General features: G+C 47.7%; 14 protein-coding genes. 9 read left to right on the forward strand and 5 right to left on the reverse strand.

Annotated elements, in window-relative coordinates:
• The first annotated feature begins 61 nt into the window (after positions 1-61).
• Positions 62-1456, forward strand: coding sequence for a phosphoglucosamine mutase (gene glmM / locus QU605_RS09300; RefSeq protein WP_289725028.1), 1395 nt, complete (start codon positions 62-64; stop codon positions 1454-1456).
• On the opposite strand, the gene QU605_RS09305 is transcribed toward glmM, so the two are convergent.
• Positions 1449-2348 carry a lysophospholipid acyltransferase family protein gene (locus QU605_RS09305; RefSeq protein WP_289725029.1) on the reverse strand — a complete coding sequence of 300 codons (900 nt, stop codon included), beginning with the start codon at positions 2346-2348 and terminating at the stop codon, positions 1449-1451. The genes glmM and QU605_RS09305 overlap by 8 nt on opposite strands.
• A 54-nt stretch (positions 2349-2402) precedes the next feature.
• Between QU605_RS09305 and QU605_RS09310 the strand changes: the two genes are divergently transcribed.
• Both QU605_RS09310 and QU605_RS09315 read left to right on the forward strand, forming a co-directional pair.
• Positions 2403-3050: a rhomboid family intramembrane serine protease gene (locus QU605_RS09310; protein ID WP_289725030.1), complete on the forward strand. Its 648-nt coding sequence runs from the start codon at positions 2403-2405 to the stop codon at positions 3048-3050.
• A 133-nt stretch (positions 3051-3183) separates the two neighbouring features.
• Entirely contained in the window at positions 3184-4818 is a 1635-nt protein-coding gene (locus QU605_RS09315) for an LVIVD repeat-containing protein (protein ID WP_289725031.1), read from the forward strand.
• A gap of 41 nt (positions 4819-4859) precedes the next feature.
• Here the strand turns inward: QU605_RS09315 and QU605_RS09320 are convergent, their stop codons facing one another.
• The gene (locus tag QU605_RS09320; protein ID WP_289725032.1) at positions 4860-5969 is read right to left on the reverse strand and encodes a TlpA disulfide reductase family protein; all 1110 of its coding nucleotides are present in this window, start codon (positions 5967-5969) and stop codon (positions 4860-4862) included.
• 96 nt (positions 5970-6065) lie between these two features.
• Positions 6066-6560, reverse strand: a complete 495-nt coding sequence (locus QU605_RS09325; RefSeq protein WP_289725033.1) for a hypothetical protein — start codon at positions 6558-6560, stop codon at positions 6066-6068.
• A gap of 88 nt (positions 6561-6648) precedes the next feature.
• On the opposite strand from QU605_RS09325, the gene QU605_RS09330 reads away from it, so the two are divergent.
• Positions 6649-9570, forward strand: coding sequence for an FAD-binding and (Fe-S)-binding domain-containing protein (locus tag QU605_RS09330; protein WP_289725034.1), 2922 nt, complete (start codon positions 6649-6651; stop codon positions 9568-9570).
• A gap of 17 nt (positions 9571-9587) precedes the next feature.
• Here QU605_RS09330 and QU605_RS09335 read toward each other — a convergent pair whose 3' ends face one another.
• A complete protein-coding gene (locus QU605_RS09335; RefSeq protein WP_289725035.1) occupies positions 9588-10409 on the reverse strand; it encodes a hypothetical protein in 822 nt (273 codons plus the stop codon).
• Between the two features lie 194 nt (positions 10410-10603).
• Between QU605_RS09335 and aroC the strand changes: the two genes are divergently transcribed.
• The 5 genes from aroC to QU605_RS09360 are packed head-to-tail and all read left to right on the forward strand — an operon-like array spanning position 10604 to position 16083.
• Positions 10604-11668 carry a chorismate synthase gene (gene aroC / locus QU605_RS09340; RefSeq protein WP_289725036.1) on the forward strand — a complete coding sequence of 355 codons (1065 nt, stop codon included), beginning with the start codon at positions 10604-10606 and terminating at the stop codon, positions 11666-11668.
• Between the two features lie 60 nt (positions 11669-11728).
• Complete coding sequence (locus QU605_RS09345; protein WP_289725037.1) at positions 11729-13066, forward strand: dicarboxylate/amino acid:cation symporter; 1338 nt, start codon at positions 11729-11731, stop codon at positions 13064-13066.
• Entirely contained in the window at positions 13066-14097 is a 1032-nt protein-coding gene (gshB, locus tag QU605_RS09350; RefSeq protein WP_289725038.1) for a glutathione synthase, read from the forward strand. The genes QU605_RS09345 and gshB overlap by 1 nt, the downstream gene beginning before the upstream one ends.
• Positions 14090-14914: an N-formylglutamate amidohydrolase gene (locus QU605_RS09355; RefSeq protein WP_289725039.1), complete on the forward strand. Its 825-nt coding sequence runs from the start codon at positions 14090-14092 to the stop codon at positions 14912-14914. Before gshB ends, QU605_RS09355 begins: the two co-directional genes overlap by 8 nt.
• Complete coding sequence (locus QU605_RS09360) at positions 14911-16083, forward strand: peptidase MATCAP family protein (RefSeq protein WP_289725040.1); 1173 nt, start codon at positions 14911-14913, stop codon at positions 16081-16083. The genes QU605_RS09355 and QU605_RS09360 overlap by 4 nt, the downstream gene beginning before the upstream one ends.
• Here the strand turns inward: QU605_RS09360 and QU605_RS09365 are convergent, their stop codons facing one another.
• A complete protein-coding gene (locus tag QU605_RS09365; RefSeq protein ID WP_289725041.1) occupies positions 16084-16503 on the reverse strand; it encodes a thiol-disulfide oxidoreductase DCC family protein in 420 nt (139 codons plus the stop codon).
• Between the last annotated feature and the right edge of the window lie 153 nt (positions 16504-16656).

Raw genomic sequence — 16656 nt, forward strand, 5'->3', positions numbered from 1 at the left:
GTAGTATTGTTCCGGTAACGGATTTGGGAAGTTATATTTGTGTTCTCAAAAACCGTACAGAATGACTTTAATAAAATCCATTTCCGGAATCAGGGGTACCATCGGGGGCGTTCCCTCTGAAAATCTCACTCCCCTGGATGCCGTTAAATTTGCGGCCGCATATGGTGTTTGGCTCAAAAACTATCGCAACAGGGAAGACCTCAAAGTAGTCATTGGCCGTGATGCCAGGTTATCCGGGCCCATGGTCCAACAACTCGTCGCTGCCACCCTCACGGGTCTGGGCATAGATATTATAGATCTGGACCTTTCCACAACACCGACTGTTGAGCTTGCCGTACCCCTAGAGAATGCCGATGGAGGCATTATTCTCACTGCAAGTCATAACCCGAAGCAGTGGAACGCCTTAAAACTTCTCAATGAAAAAGGTGAATTTCTCAATGCAGCTGAGGGAAAGATGATCCTGGAGATCGCGGAAAAAGAGGATTTTGAATTTGCCGAAGTGGATGATTTGGGACAGGTCAAAAAGGATGACACGTATTTGGACCGTCATGTGCAAGCTGTCCTGGACCTTGAATTGGTGGATGAGGAAGTTATTAGGAAAAAGGGGTTTAAAGTCGTTGTCGACGGGGTTAATTCAAGCGGCGGCATCGCTATTCCCAAACTTCTGGAAGCCCTTGGTGTGGAGGTCATCCCACTGTTTTGCGAACCAACAGGGCATTTTCCGCATAATCCCGAACCGCTTAAAGCGCATTTAGGCGCTATATGTCAAAAAGTACAGGAAACCGGGGCTGATTTCGGGATCGTAGTTGATCCGGACGTGGATCGGCTCGCCTTTATTACGGAGAAAGGAGAAATGTTCGGGGAAGAATATACGCTGGTTGCCTGTGCGGATTACGTCCTTGGTAAAACGCCTGGGAATACGGTGTCGAACTTATCTTCCACCCGGGCATTGCGGGATATCACTGAGAAACATGGGGGAGACTACACAGCGGCAGCTGTTGGCGAAGTCAACGTTGTGGCAGCGATGAAAGAAACAGGGGCTGTCATTGGAGGTGAGGGCAACGGAGGTATTATCTATCCCAGTAGCCACTATGGCCGGGATGCACTGGTGGGCTCGGCCTTATTTCTGATGTTGCTTTCTGAAACCAATACTAGCGTTAGCGAACTCAAAGCGTCTTACCCACAATACTTTATGGGCAAAAAGAAAATCCAGTTAACTCCTGGGTTGGATGTAGATGGCATTTTGGAGTCAATTGCCCTGAAGTACGGGGATGAAAAGCTCACTACAGTTGACGGCGTAAAAATTGATTTTGAGACGAGTTGGGTACACATGCGTAAATCGAATACCGAGCCCATTATCCGAATTTATACAGAAGCCCCATCCGAAGTGGAAGCGGATTTACTCGCAGACCGTTTTATTTCGGAACTGGACCAGCTGGCCAAAGGGTCTAATTGACCTGCAATCGCGCGTTTGGCCCCCCATCTCTGTGTTTCCAGCGCTTGTGTGTCCAGAAATAGTATTCGGGAGCCTCTTTGATAGCCGTTTCCACTTCCCGGAAGAAGGCATCCGTGATTTCGTATTCGGGTACCTCCTGTGGCTTTTCAGCCAGGACGATAAAGGTCCCCTGGTAATGCCCGCGCTTTAATTTTCTGACTTTCAGATACAGGGCGGGCAGATCAAATTTTTTGCACAGGGTTTCTGCACCCACATGCATAGGGACTTCAATCCCCATAAAAGGAGCCCAGTACCGGGCTTTTTTTCGCGTAGGAGACTGATCGCTAAGCATGCCATAAGTAGCAAGAACCCCATCCGCTTTATTCTTGGCCATTACCTTCCAGGATTCGGCTGTTGTAATCAGGGTGGTGCCCAAGCGGGCCCTAACCCGCCGAACCCAGCGGTCAAAATACCTGTTGTTTAAACGTTGATACACCCCATAACCCTTACTCCTGATGTAGGGATCCAAAGCGATTGTCCATTCCCAGCTCGCATAGTGCGGAAAAAAGGTTACCGTACTCTTGTTGTTTGCCTCGAAATTGCGGAAGGTTTCCAGATTTGTGAACACGAATCGCTTTTGTAATTCTTCGGCGCTAATCCCAAGGGTTTTAACCATCTCAAGAAACATATCGCACATGTGCAAATAAAATGCCCTTTCAATCTTAGACCGTTCTTTTTCAGACTTCTCCGGAAAGACAAGTTGGAGGTTTTCCCGCACCACTTTTCGCCTGTATCGCACAAGGCTATAAACAATCAAGAACAAACCGTCGGATAAGAGGTATATGAAGCGGAAAGGTAATTTTGAAATACCCCACAAAACAGGGAAGACCACCAAGTACACGAGTCTTTGCATGCAAAGTAATATGGGCAAATATAGCTATATTTGGACCGATTTAAAGAGTGCTTCATGAATTTGCATATCGCTACGATTGCCATTATTGCTGCTAATATCCTGGTGTCTCTCCGAGGCTTTAAGGATTATGGTTTTTTTGAACGATACAAGTTTAATATCGGTGCCATTCTGGGGGGACAGAAGGACCGGATGTTCACTTCCGGGTTTTTACATGTGGATGGCAGCCATTTGTTGTTAAACATGTTTACCCTTTATTTTTTTGCCAGTGTCGTTATTCAGTGGTTCGGGCCTGTAAAGTTTCTGATCGTTTACGTAATCAGCCTTCTGGCCGGCAGTCTCTTGGCACTCTCATTCCATAAAAAGGAACCTTTTTACAGTGCCGTAGGAGCAAGTGGTGCGGTGACTGGTGTGCTTTACGCGGCTATTTTGTTGCAGCCCGATATGCGTTTGGCACTGATGTTCATACCCATTCCATTACCTGCCTACATTCTGGGGATTGCCTACCTGATGTATTCGATCTACGGGATGAAGAAGCGCCTGGGCAACATCGGACACACGGCGCACTTTGGCGGTGCGGTGGGGGGATATATAACCACACTTATCTTTATGCCTTCAATCATCACCACACATCCCGTAATGGTACTCCTGCTGGCCCTTCCGATAGTCTTGCTTTTTATTCTTGAAAAAACCGGGAAGTTATAATTCACCCAAACAGGATTTACGGCTTACCGTTTGTGCCTCTGGAGTTTAATTACGTCGAAATCACCAATTTCTTTATACCAAAGCACATTTTAGATCGTTAGTGGGTTATCTATTGATAACAAACGTTCCTGAAATGAAGCATTTCTACAAAGGATTAGTGTTGGCAGCCCTTCTGGTTTGGACGGGATGTAGTGATGAAACCGTGGTTTACGAAGATGGTCTGAAAACAGATTTGTATGTCGAAACCAATGCGGCAGCATTGAAATCCGCAATTTCATATGACAAGTCGGGGGTTTTAAAAGTGATTCCACCCGGTGTTGGCATGCCTGAAGGGACTATGGCCATGGCAGGTGATTATCCGTTAACGCTCATTGCCACCGTAAATCCCCCATCTTTTCCAGGAGAAGAACCCTTAACGGCAACCCATGCCGATCTGGATGGGGACTACGTCTTTGTGGGGTACAATAAAGCGGGAGATGTCTATCAGGGGGCCATTGATGTCATCGATATTTCGGATCCGAACATACCACAGGTCAGGTCCCGACTTTTTTATTCGAACGCAGATATCAACAGTCTTGCCTTTTCAAACGGTTACATCTATGCCGTTGGGGCTATCAATGCCGAAACATCGGATATTGCAACGGGTAATTCTTTTATTGCCCGAATCCCCGTTTCTTTTGGGGTGTTCGATACTGAGAAGATTATATATGGATTTCAGCAGGGCTTTAATGCCAATGACGTTTTAGTCGATGGCAGCCGTGCTATAGTAACCAGCGGAAAGCAAGGAGTAGTCGCGGCTTACAACACCTCGGATCTGGCTATTGCAGAGGAGATGTATGTTGAAGATGCACGTTCCCTGACGACCTGGTTGGACGGTTATGCCGTCCTGGATGCCGGATCCGGTGTTCGCCTCCTGAATGCTGCCTTGACTGAAACCAGCCTGATTCCAATTGGCACCGACCTCGGAGAAACGAGCAAGAAAACCCTCGGTATTTGGGAGAATAAAATACTCGTACCCGAAGCAGCACAGGGAGCGGGAATTTACAACGGTACTTCAGGTACGCTCCTCCAATATGTTGCCATCCCGACAATACCATCTGAGGTTTCGCCTGATCAGGCGGTAACCAATGCCGTTTCGGTAAATGACGATTTGTTGTTTATGGCCAATGGAGGTGCCGGACTGGCCCTGGCGGAGCTTCTCGCATCAACCATTACCACGGCAGGGACCATCAATCTCGACGGCTCCGTGAATTACGTGATTTCCAAAGACGATTATGCCTTCGTCGCCTCCGGCAGCGATGGTTTGCAGATTATTCAATTAAACCGTCCGCCTAAAACCTTACTCAACGCCTGTTCGGACTTGTCGTCCTATGACGGAAGTAGCATACTCAATGTAGGATTTGGAGAATCCCTGGCGTTTCAGGGCGGAAAGCAGCTCGATCAAATCAACGATGAGGGCTTCCTTATTTTATGTGGTTCCTGGACTGTTTCCCAACATGTCGATATCGCGCCTGACGCCGTTCTCCGCTTATTTGGAACTTTGGCCATTGGGACCAATGCAGACAAGGGGTCACTAACGGTTTCCGCCGGCTCCCTGCTTCAGATAGAAGGGAACGTTACAATTTACGGGGATTTGATCCTTGAAGATGGGGCGCAGGTAGAATTTATCGGCAATTCAATCATCGATATTTTCGGGGATGTTTCCGCCGGCAGAGAAGCTACCGTGAGTGGAACCTTCCGGGACGTGCGAAATAAGTTTTCTAACTAAGATCATCCACAGCGGACTTTGAGTCCCTGCGTACGCATCCTTTAAGGGAGTAGTTCCGCTATTTTGGCTTCCAGGTCTTCCCCCCTGAGGTTCTTGGCGACAATGACCCCATTTTCATCCAATATAAAACTGGCAGGGATTGCCCGAACATTGTAGAGCTCGGCAATTTCATCGAAATAACGCACATTTGACACATGGTGCCAGTCGAGCCCATCCTGCTCAATGGCATTTTTCCAATCCGTGGCTTTCCTGTCCAGGGAGACTCCAAGTACGGAAAGCCCTTTGTCCTTATACTTGTTATAGACCTTAACAATATTGGGGTTTTCAGCCCGACAGGGACGACACCACGCTGCCCAGAAATCAACCAGGGTAACTTTTCCCAAAACCTGATTCAGAGAGAGGTTTTCGCCGGTAGGGGTGGGGGCGGTAAAATTGGGCGCTTTGGAACCTATGGCAGTAACGCGCTGTGAGGCGATTTGAGCCTCTATCTGGGATCCTAAAGCGGATTGCCGCAAAGACGGGTCCAATCCTTCAAAAAGCTCCGCCACTTCAGCTACGGGTGCGGATCCGGATTGCAACATCCTATTGACGAGCATGGCTGATATCAGCGCGTCCGAATGTCCTTGAATAAAAGTCTTTTCAAAATCGACAGCGCTTTGCTGAAACTCAAAGAATTCATCCCGAAGTGCAGTCATATTTGCCGTATCGCGATTCTGCATGGCTGCCTGCATTTCAGTATTAATGGAGTTCCGACGCGCCACCAGTTTACGCGTTCCTTCCACAAATGCCCTGTAGGCCTCATTCTGTGGTGTCCCCGTTACTTCTGCGGCACCGAGACTGTCGCGATGTGCAATAACGCGGATGGAACCATTTTCCACAATGACCGGAATCGCTGCATTTACTCCATCGACAAAGATATACCTGAGTTCAGGAGTTGTGGCATCACCGGTAAATTGGAATGTGCCGTTGGTTACTGAAGTGGTATCCCCGGGAACCGGACGCATATTTTCGTCGCTCTTCCTGAGAAACACCTGCGTGCCTTCTGCCACATCCCCTTCAAGGGACCCGGTAATTTCATAACCTGATTTCGTTTCTCCGGAACAACTAAAAAACACGATTAAAACGGGAAAAAACCAAAAAATACGCTTCATGCCAAGCTTTTACGAATTAGCAGGCAAAGGTAGGCAAGGGTAACATGAAAAAAAAGCCCTTAACAAAAGCTTATGTGAGCAGGAATTTTAAAGGGGTTAAAACTGATATCGGATTCCCAGGGCGATGTCGAAATTGAAGTTGTCGGTGAAGCCATCATATCCGATAATGCCAATTTCAGGGCGGAAATCAACTGAGAGGAGTAGAGGGATGTCAAAATTGTACTCAATCCCAATGTCTCCTGCAGCAAATAGAAAAAACCCTCCGTTGGAATCCGTGTCGTAATCCTCATTGAAATTCACATTACCAATGCCGCCGCCCACGCCGTAGAACCAATTGAAATTTCCGTCGAGGTTTCGCACCCACTGATGTAGCCCGACCAGCTTGAAGGCATTATAGTTTCGGGTATCCCGCCAACCCATATCAAATTCAAGGCGACTGGACCGCGTAAGGGATTTTTGGTATGAAATTTCAGCGCCAAAACCGTCGCTGTCCCCCAATCGAAGTCCGATAGCATGATTCGATATGCTCTGGGCGCTCATTTCGGTACAAGCAAAAACAAACAGGATAAAAAGCAGGGAACTAAATCGCATAGCATTGCATTTAAAAAGGTCAAAAAAGAAAATCTATTAGGCTCTACAGTGTATAAAAACTTAATTTAGACTCCAAAATTGTGTTGAGGTGAACAAAGAATACATAATCGCATTGGGTGAACTTTCAGATAAGCTGTCAGGGAGTTTGCGGTCAGATTCACTGCACAAACATCTCTATGCTACGGATGCTTCCGTTTACAGAATGCTGCCCGAGGCGGTGGCGTATCCCAAAAACGAGACAGACCTCAAACACTTGATTCAATTTGCGGCCACGCACGGAACCTCCCTGATTCCCCGTGCTGCAGGGACTTCCCTCGCTGGGCAATGCGTGGGAACGGGAATTGTCGTAGACCTGTCCCGTCACTTCACTTCTATTATACACCTGGACCGTGAAAAAAAGCAGGTACGCTTACAACCTGGGGTGATCCGGGATGAATTAAACCTCTTTCTCAAACCTTACGGCCTCTTTTTCGGACCGAATACTTCCACGTCTAACCGGTGTATGATCGGTGGGATGGTCGGGAATAACTCCTGTGGCACCACATCTATTCGTTACGGGGTAACCCGGGACAAAGTAGTGGGGTTAAAAGCACTTCTTTCGGATGGTTCATGTGTGGAATTCACTGGCCTGAATCCCCGGGAATTAATCCAAAAAACAGAAAATCCTGATCTTGAAGGAAATATTTATAAAAATATACTCAATGAATTAACAAACAAGCAAATAGCAGATAATATAAGAAATGAATTCCCCCGGCCTGAGATACACAGAAGAAATACGGGCTATGCCTTAGACGCCCTTTTGGAAAGCCTGCCGTCAGAGCGTGGTGAGGCAGTATTTAACCTTTCCGAATTGTTATGCGGGAGTGAGGGAACGCTGGCGCTCACCACCGAGATTACCCTGCAACTGGATGAGCTGCCCCCGGCCGAAGCTGCCATGATCGTTTCGCATTATGAGTCATTGGAGGAATGCCTCTCCGATGTAGCTCCGGTCATGGAGCATACGCTCTATATGTGCGAGATGATGGATAGGGTTATTCTGGACTGTACAAAGAATAATATAGAGCAGCTGGAAAACAGATTCTTTGTGGAAGGGGATCCGGCAGCCTTGTTGATGCTCGAGGTGCGGGCGGATGACGCAGATACCCTTCAGGCAGAAGTTGCCTCCGTATTAGCTATCCTTGGCGCCAACGGAAGGTCATATGCCAATCCTGTCCTCAAAGGTCCGGATATTTCAAAGGCCATTGCGCTGCGTAAGGCTGGCCTGGGCCTCCTGGGCAATATGGTTGGAGATAAGAAAGCGGTTGCCTGTATAGAGGATACGGCGGTTGCACTCCCTGACCTCAAGGATTTTATCTCGGAGTTTACCTCAATTATGGATTCATACGGGCAGAAGGCTGTGTATTATGCACATGCCGGAGCAGGTGAGTTGCATTTGAGGCCTATTCTGGATTTAAAAAAGTCTGATGACGTCCGGTTATTTCGGCAGATAACCACCGATGTGGCCTTGCTTACCAAGAAATACAGGGGTTCCTTCAGCGGGGAACACGGAGATGGGATTGTAAGGGCAGAATTTATCCCCTTAATGCTGGGTTCGGAGAATTACGAATTACTCCGTCGTATAAAAACGTACTTCGACCCCAAAGGAATCTTTAATCCGGGTAAGATCGTAGATGCTTATCCCATGGACAAGGCACTGCGCTATATCCCTGACCGGCCAGCACCCGATGTCCGGACATTGCTCGATTTCTCGGATAGCCAGGGCATCCTCAGAGCTGCTGAAAAGTGCAATGGGAGTGGGGATTGCAGAAAAACAGAGCATGTGCAAGGTGGAATGTGCCCCAGCTACCACGCCACAAGAAATGAAAAGGACACCACACGGGCAAGGGCGAATGCCCTCAGGGAAATGCTTTCAGATCCTTCAAATGGAAATCCCTTTAATCGGGGGGAATTAAAAGAAGTGTTTGACGTCTGCCTGAGTTGTAAAGCCTGCGCCCGTGAATGCCCCAGTAATGTGGATGTGGCAACCCTAAAAGCGGAATTCGCCTATCAGTATCAGGAAAAAAACGGGTATTCGCTCAGGAATCGCCTTTTCGCCTATAACACCTCTTTGAGCCGGCTCCAGAGCTCGGTTGCCCCCCTGTCCAACTTGATTACCCAGTCCGGGCCTACGGCAGGGCTTTTAAAAAGAATCTTGGGTGTGGCTCCGGAGCGGTCGCTGCCTAAAGTCTATAAGGAGGATTTTGACGCCTGCCTTAAGAAGGTTCAAAAACCCGGCAATGCTCATCTTGGGAAAGTAGTCCTCTACCTGGATGAATTCACACAGTTTCTCGATACTCAGGTAGGGCTGGATGCCATTGCCTTGCTCGTTGGCCTGGGCTACCAGGTAAAACTCTTCAAGGCTGAAAGTGGACGGGCCTTTATTTCAAAGGGATTTCTAAAACAAGCGAAGGCACTGGCCCATGACAACTCAGGTGATTTAGTCGATTTTGCGAATTCCGAAACCCCTGTAATCGGACTTGAACCATCGGCCCTCCTTACTTTTCGCGATGAATACAGGCGTTTTGGGCTGCCGGAGGATCAGGTGTCCCGAATGGCTTCCAATTGTTTTCTCATTGAAGAATTCATCTCCAGGGAACACCAGGCGGGGCGGATAACCTCGAAGCGTTTTGGACGGGATGTCCGTGAAATTAAAATTCATGTACACTGCCACCAAAAGGCACTCTCGAATCAGAAAGTAACTTTTGACATGCTGAATATTCCCGAGGGATATTCCCCAACACTAATAACAGCGGGCTGTTGCGGGATGGCAGGCTCTTTCGGATACGAAAAGGAGCACTATGAGATAAGTATGAAGGTTGGCGGATTGCGACTGTTTCCGGCAATAAAAAAGACGTCCCCGGAAGTAATACTGGCTGCAAATGGCACGAGCTGCCGGCATCAGATATTCGATGGCACCGGACGAAAGGCCCTGCACCCCGTAAGTATCCTGAAAGCCGCACTTGCCGTCTAAATACCTCAGGGCAGGTGTCAGGCGATACGATTTTTGGCAAGCAAGGCTGCTAAATTCATTTCCTTCAGGCCGGCATCTGCAAAAAAGGGTGCGCGTTTGTCTTCGGTGTAACGATAGGTTTTCCAGCGCTTAAAATTGTATTCAAGGGCTGTCAGGTTTTGGGTCCAGTCCCCGGCGCACAAATACTGGCACGGACCCTTATTGTTTTCCACCCATAGTCGGTCGGATTCCTGTGGTTTTCCGCATATGACAAATTCGCAGGCTTTTCGAAGGGCCAGTTTAGCCGCAGCCTCACCTTCTTGCGTGCGGGTTGCCATCTGGCGCTCTGCAGAACTCTCTTCCAGTAATTCCGAATTCCCGCCAGGAGGAGACTGCTTTTTCCAAAAAACCCTCATGGAAGCGGTTAGTTTGGCCAGAGCCGCATAAAGCCCATCGCTTAATTGGTTTGCCCATTTCGCCTTCACGAGAGGTGAGCTGAGAAAATCCCCGTGGGTAAACCATGCCCTTTTTCCATCGAGATCCAAAATGAGATCCCTGCTGAAGCTAAAATTACCCCTGGATCTTTCTCTTAATTGAATAAGGGCTGGATAGGGCCTTCCATGGATACAGTATATTTTGGTTCCTGAAGTGCCCATCTGGTATATTTTCTTCAAAACCCTGAGATCTTCCTCAGGGAATTGCGGACTTTGAGTGGGTTCCCCATCCAAAATCTGTCCATTGAGAACGAGTATCCTGGGTGAAATGCTACTGAGATAAGCCAGAAGCGGCGCGACCTGAGAGTTCAAGGACCCCAGACGCATGTTGGAAAGTACGGCAATTTCAATTCGACGCTTCTTCAAGACACCCTTTTTTTTGCAAAAATAGAACGATTGGTATCCCTGTAGAAATCCAGAGTGTCAAGATTAGAATACGTTAGAGTTACCAAAAGTTTAAGACCGCACCCTAATGTAAATTCAATATTACTGATCGGGTTTTTGGCAGGCATAACCGTAAGGCCTACCTTTGAAGGCACCGCGAATTCAAAACAAATTTCATGGCAGGGAATAGTTTCGGCACAGCATTTAAACTGACGACTTTCGGAGAGAGCCACGGCCTGGGCCTGGGAGGGATTATCGATGGATGCCCTGCCGGTGTTACCCTGGATCTGGAGGCTGTTCAAAAAGAACTGGACCGCAGAAAGCCCGGCCAGTCTGCCATTGTAACCCAAAGGAAGGAGCCGGACGAAGTCTCTTTTTTCTCCGGTGTATTCGAAGGGATAACTACGGGCACGCCTATCGGGTTCCTTATCCAGAACGCCAACCAGAAATCCAGGGACTACGCGCATATAAAAGATACCTACCGGCCTTCACATGCCGACTTCACCTATGACAAAAAATACGGAATCCGGGATTACAGGGGAGGGGGTCGCAGCTCGGCCCGGGAGACGGTTTGCAGAGTCGTGGCCGGGGCCATTGCCCGACAGCTGATACCAGAGATTCAATTTAACGCCTATGTGTCGCAGGTAGGGGCCATTACACTGAAGAAATCCTACGGGGAAATAGACTTTTCCTTAACAGAATCGAATCCTGTCAGGTGCCCTGACCCGGACCTTGCCGGGAAAATGGAAGCACACATCAGAGAAGTGCGCAAAGCAGGAGATACCATTGGCGGGGTTGTGAGCTGTGTCATTCAAAATGTTCCTGTGGGCCTTGGAGAACCCGTTTTTGATAAACTCCACGCCCGTCTGGGCCAGGCCATGCTATCGATTAATGCCGTAAAAGGGTTTGAATTCGGAAGCGGATTTGCGGGTGTGGAGCTGAGAGGGAGTGAGCATAATGACAGCTTTTCCTCGGATGGTACTACCCAAACAAATTTTAGTGGAGGTATTCAGGGGGGCATTAGTAATGGCATGGATATTTACTTTCGGGTAGCCTTTAAACCGGTAGCCACCTTATTGCAGGATTACGATACGATTGATAAGGAAGGAAACTCGGTACAACTGAAGGGCAAAGGGCGGCACGATCCCTGTGTTGTGCCTCGCGCTGTACCAATTGTAGAGGCTATGGCAGCCCTTGTAATGGCCGATTTTTTTCTTCTGAATCGACTTTCCAAAATTTAGAACCGAGGTGAGCGTTCTCCTTAAAAATAGTATCTTACCCTTTAAAATCATTATCTCTTTATGAAGAAACTCGAACTGCATTGGCAGATTCTGATTGGCATGTTATTCGGAATCCTGTTTGGTTTCGCGATGACGTACCCTGAATGGGGACCTCAATTTGTACAGGATTGGATCAGTCCGTTCGGTACAATCTTCGTAAAGCTTTTGAAATTAATTGCGATTCCGCTCATTCTGGCCTCCCTGATAAAGGGTATTTCAGATCTGCAGGATATCAGCAAATTCAAAAACATTGGACTGAGAACCATAGCTATCTATATTGTTACTACCGTTATTGCCATTACAATTGGGTTAATTCTGGTCAATCTCATGAAGCCCGGAGATGGCATCTCTGAGGACACGATCACCAAACTGACCGAGACATACGCCACCGATTCAGGGGTGACCTCCAAACTCGAGGAAGCCAACAGGCAAAAGGACAGCGGACCCCTGCAATTCCTGGTCGATATGGTGCCCGACAATGCGTTTCGGGCTGTAAGTGATAACAGCCTGATGCTGCAGGTGATTTTCTTCACCATCTTTTTGGGAATTTCCATGCTGCTGATCGGTGAAAAGGCTGCAAGGCCTTTAAAGGAATTTTTTGATTCCCTCAACGAGGTCGTATTGAAAATGGTTGATCTCATTATGCTGACTGCCCCGATTGCTGTTTTTGCCCTTCTGGCCAATGTCGTGGTTTCTTCCGGAGATCCGGATCTGTTATATGCCCTCTTGAAATACAGTGGGGTAGTGGTTCTCGGCTTGATGCTCATGATTGTGTTCTACAGTTTGGTGGTCTCTGTTTTTGTAAAATATAATCCGATCAAATTCCTCAGTAAAATCAGTCCGGCACAACTGCTGGCGTTTTCGACGAGTTCTAGCGCGGCAACGCTTCCCGTTACCATGGAGCGTGTAGAGGAGCATATTGGCGTGGATAAAGAAGTCTCGAGTTTTGTCTTACCGGTAGGCGCGACCATAAATATGGACGGGACCAGCCTTTACCAGGGGGTGGCAGCTGTTTTTATTTCCCAGGCGCTTGGCTTTGACCTTACCCTGGGCGGACAACTAACCATTATCCTGACTGCCCTTCTGGCTTCCATCGGCTCAGCGGCCGTGCCCGGGGCAGGAATGGTAATGCTCGTGATTGTTCTCGAATCCATTGGGTTCCCGCCGGATAAACTCGCCATAGGTTTGGCCCTTATTTTTGCTGTTGACCGTCCTCTGGATATGCTCAGAACCGTAGTGAATGTTACTGGAGACGCCATGGTTTCTATGCTCGTAGCGAAATCCGTCGGCAAGCTCGGGGAACCGGTTGAAAAAAAATGGAATGATCATTTGGATGAAGTAACACACAAAGACGACTGATGAATATTTGTTTCTTAATGTATCCCTGGGAGGAAATCGACCCTCTGAACGATACCAGCCTCGCACTGATTCACGAATGCGTCAAAAGAGATCACGGGGTCGCCCTTTGTACCCCTGCAAACCTGACAATTCGAAATAGTGTAACGAGTGCTTTCTGTACAGTGATCAACAGGATGGAAAAAGTGCCTGCCAATCTTAAGGCATTTTACAACAAAGCAAAGATTAGAGAGGAAATGCTGCCCCTGGCGGGATTTGACGTGCTCTTTATGCGGGCAAACCCACCCCTGGATCCCTTGATGCTCAATTTTCTGGATTCCGTAAAAGATGATGTCTTTATCATCAATTCGCTACAGGGCATGCGCGAAGCAAACAATAAACTCTATACGGCAGCCTTCGGGGACAGCCATTCCAATATTATCCCCGTTACCCATGTATCCAAAAACAAGAAATATCTTATTCAGCAAATCAGGGAGAGCAAATCGGATAAGATGATCCTTAAACCTTTAAATGGATTTGGAGGATCCGGGGTGATTTTAATCGAAAAATCGGCCATGTCCAATATCAATTCTCTTTTGGACTTTTACATCACCAATGGAGATGGAACCTCGAGTTATGTGATACTTCAGGAGTATATTGAAGGCGCAGACAAAGGAGATATCCGCATTCTGCTGCTCAACGGAGAACCTATTGGAGCAATGCGGCGTATTCCGGGTGAAGAAGATCACCGGTCTAATGTCTCTGCCGGAGGCTCCGTTGCAAAGCATAGCCTGACCAAAGAGGAAAAAGCACTTTGCAAGCAAATAGGGCCTAAATTGGTCAATGACGGACTCTATTTTGTGGGTATCGATGTGATCGGGGGGAAGTTAGTCGAGGTGAATGTGATGTCCCCGGGAGGGATTACCTATATGAACAAGGTGTATAAAACCAAGATTCAGTCCCGGGTCATCGATTTTATTGAAAGCAGAGTCCTGGACCAGTTACAGGCTTTTGACCGGAGATCCCGACTTCGAAAAGAGGTAGACGATGCGTAGGTTGCTTCCTGAGGAGATGGTAGGGTTAATCCGGTCGGAAACACCCTTTGAGGCTGTGGCTGCGGACTACTCCTTCACCTTAAAAGTAGATTCGTATGCCCCGTATATCTGCGCAGCCGTTCACGACGGAGGCCAGTTCCGTAAATCCTTATGGGATATTTGCACCCATAGCACCTATGAACGATGGTATGAGGAAGATCCCTGTACCCGTGAAATGGTGGCTTCACACCCTATAGTTATATCGGGATCCGATAGTCGTTTTGAGTACGATTTGAACCGGCCTCCTGAAGAATGTATATTCGAAGATGCCTGGGGCAAACCGCTTTGGAAGTCCAGGCTGCCCGATTCCGAGCGAAAGCTAAGTCTGGAAAAGCACAACGCCTTCTACCGGGTGGCCCACGCTTTGGTTGCCCAGATTGAGTCCAAATATGGGGCTGCATTGGTTTTTGACATGCACAGCTACAATTGGAAACGCTGGGAACGGCCGGTTCCTACCTGGAACCTGGGAACAACCAATATCGATACTGACCGGTACGGTGTACAGGTGGAGTCCTGGAGATCTCGCCTGGGGGAAATCCAATTCCCAAACGACATTCCCTCCTCGGCCCTTGTCAACGATGTGTTTTACGGGAAGGGATATTTTCTGAAATCCATTACGGAGCGTTTTGACAATACCCTGGTCCTGGCCACTGAAATTGCCAAAGTTTATTGCGATGAATTAACCGGGATTATCTATCCGGAAGTAGTGAATGCAGCTGCCCGGCAATTAAAAGAATTGATACCTTTGCAGTTAAATGATTTTCAGGAATCTCTATGACTGAAATAGCCTTACTCCCTCAGCTTAAGGAGGATTATAAAACGATCTTCGAAATTGATGCCCATCTGGACCGTTTGGTGCAGCGGATTGAGCTGCTCAGTTATATCAATCCCCTGAACGCCGAAAAGGAAAAACACCGGTTTTTTACCTCAAAGTATACCGTAGAGCCCCATTTTAAATACCCTAAACTAAAATTTGATCCCTACAGGCTCCATCGGTTGTTCTTCTCGCACCGCATTGACCGGATTGAAGATGAGGTGATCCGGAACTTGTATAAAGACATAATCTACTTCTATTCCAATATGGTGCAGTGCATCGAAACGATTGGAGAGGGCAAGGATTTTTATTACAACTCCCTGCGAGTCTATGGCACACCGACAGACCGGGATGTTCAGAACGCCAGGTTTATCCTTCACTTCGAAGAAGATCCTCCCTCGAAGGCAATGGAAAAAAACAAAAGCGCCGAACACGCCCGATCGTATTTCACAGAATTTTCCAAAGCGTATAATTTTCCCCTGAACATCAGGCTTACGCCTCATATTTCAGCAGACGCCATGGTGAGCAATACGACCCGGAGTTTACTTTTAAAGCGCAATACCCGTTTTAGTGACAACCAACTTCTCACCCTTGCACATCATGAAATAGGGGTGCATTTGGTTACCACTTTTAACGGCCTCCAACAGCCGTTGCGCATATTCTCAAATGGATTACCCAATAACGTAGAGACGCAGGAAGGATTGGCTGTTTTTAGTGAATACATGGGCGGCGCTTTAACAGTAAAAAGACTCAAAGAATTAGCATACAGGGTATTGGCTACACATACCTTAAGTAAAGGTTATACATTTTCAGATACCTTTGATCTGATCCATAATCAGTATAAACTCAACCGGGATGATGCTTTTAACATCACCCTGAGGGCGCATCGGGGAGGGGGCTTCACCAAAGACCGCCTGTACCTCAGTGGCCTGAGAAAGATCTATAAACGCTACCTCAAAGGGAAAGCACTGGAACCCCTCTTATTGGGTAAGGTCTCCATGGAATACGAAAGTGAAATCCTCCATCTGCAAAGCCTCGGATTAAGTCAGCACAGTGCGCATGAGTCCCATAGCTTCCTCGAAAAGCGTATCGACAACCCCACCCTTGATTTTATCCTCAATAACCTGAAGTGATCAGGAAGTCGTTAGGAATTTAGCTTTCAGCTCTGGCGTGGGAATCATGCATTCCTGCTTTTTACCAAAGAGACGGTACCTGTTTTTTGCTATGAAATCGTAGATGACATCCCGAAATGCCTTCGGGATCCAGGAGGTAATGGCCGGAAGAAAACCATAACCTTTTAAGTTCCGTGCGATCTCCAGGGCGGCGTCAGATTTGATATAATAGGCCACTCCCGGATCTATAAGGATAATGGAATCAATCCGTGAAGTATCGATGTTGCGCTCTTCTAAAAGTTTGCCGGAGGCCGCGCTCTGTAAGGGCGCAAAGCGAAAAACATCTTCCTTATCCCGCTGGATGATCCACTGCACGGCCCCATTGCAGAGGTTGCAGACCCCATCGAATAATATGATCTTTTTGCCAGTGGCTTCCTGCATAGTGCAAAGGTATGCATAAGGACCTAAATGCAACGTTTGATTTTATTTTGAATCAGGGCATGAAGCAAGCGCGAGACGTTTTGATGGCTTTGTGATTTTGTTTTGCAGGGTGGAGTCCTACCTTGTAAGTGGGAGGGAGGGGGCGCCCAATAT

It is taken from the genome of Robiginitalea aurantiaca (assembly GCF_030380815.1).
GTDB lineage: Bacteria > Bacteroidota > Bacteroidia > Flavobacteriales > Flavobacteriaceae > Robiginitalea > Robiginitalea aurantiaca.

Bases quoted from the DNA above. Each gene is read 5' to 3' on its own strand.
- QU605_RS09355 (WP_289725039.1), top strand. From the start codon at position 14,090: ATGCGTAGGTTGCTTCCTGAGGAGATGGTAGGGTTAATCCGGTCGGAA.
- QU605_RS09345 (WP_289725037.1), top strand. From the start codon at position 11,729: ATGAAGAAACTCGAACTGCATTGGCAGATTCTGATTGGCATGTTATTC.
- aroC (WP_289725036.1), top strand. From the start codon at position 10,604: ATGGCAGGGAATAGTTTCGGCACAGCATTTAAACTGACGACTTTCGGA.
- QU605_RS09305 (WP_289725029.1), bottom strand. From the start codon at position 2,348: ATGCAAAGACTCGTGTACTTGGTGGTCTTCCCTGTTTTGTGGGGTATT.
- glmM (WP_289725028.1), top strand. From the start codon at position 62: ATGACTTTAATAAAATCCATTTCCGGAATCAGGGGTACCATCGGGGGC.
- QU605_RS09360 (WP_289725040.1), top strand. From the start codon at position 14,911: ATGACTGAAATAGCCTTACTCCCTCAGCTTAAGGAGGATTATAAAACG.
- QU605_RS09315 (WP_289725031.1), top strand. From the start codon at position 3,184: ATGAAGCATTTCTACAAAGGATTAGTGTTGGCAGCCCTTCTGGTTTGG.
- gshB (WP_289725038.1), top strand. From the start codon at position 13,066: ATGAATATTTGTTTCTTAATGTATCCCTGGGAGGAAATCGACCCTCTG.
- QU605_RS09320 (WP_289725032.1), bottom strand. From the start codon at position 5,969: ATGAAGCGTATTTTTTGGTTTTTTCCCGTTTTAATCGTGTTTTTTAGT.
- QU605_RS09365 (WP_289725041.1), bottom strand. From the start codon at position 16,503: ATGCAGGAAGCCACTGGCAAAAAGATCATATTATTCGATGGGGTCTGC.
- QU605_RS09325 (WP_289725033.1), bottom strand. From the start codon at position 6,560: ATGCGATTTAGTTCCCTGCTTTTTATCCTGTTTGTTTTTGCTTGTACC.
- QU605_RS09310 (WP_289725030.1), top strand. From the start codon at position 2,403: ATGAATTTGCATATCGCTACGATTGCCATTATTGCTGCTAATATCCTG.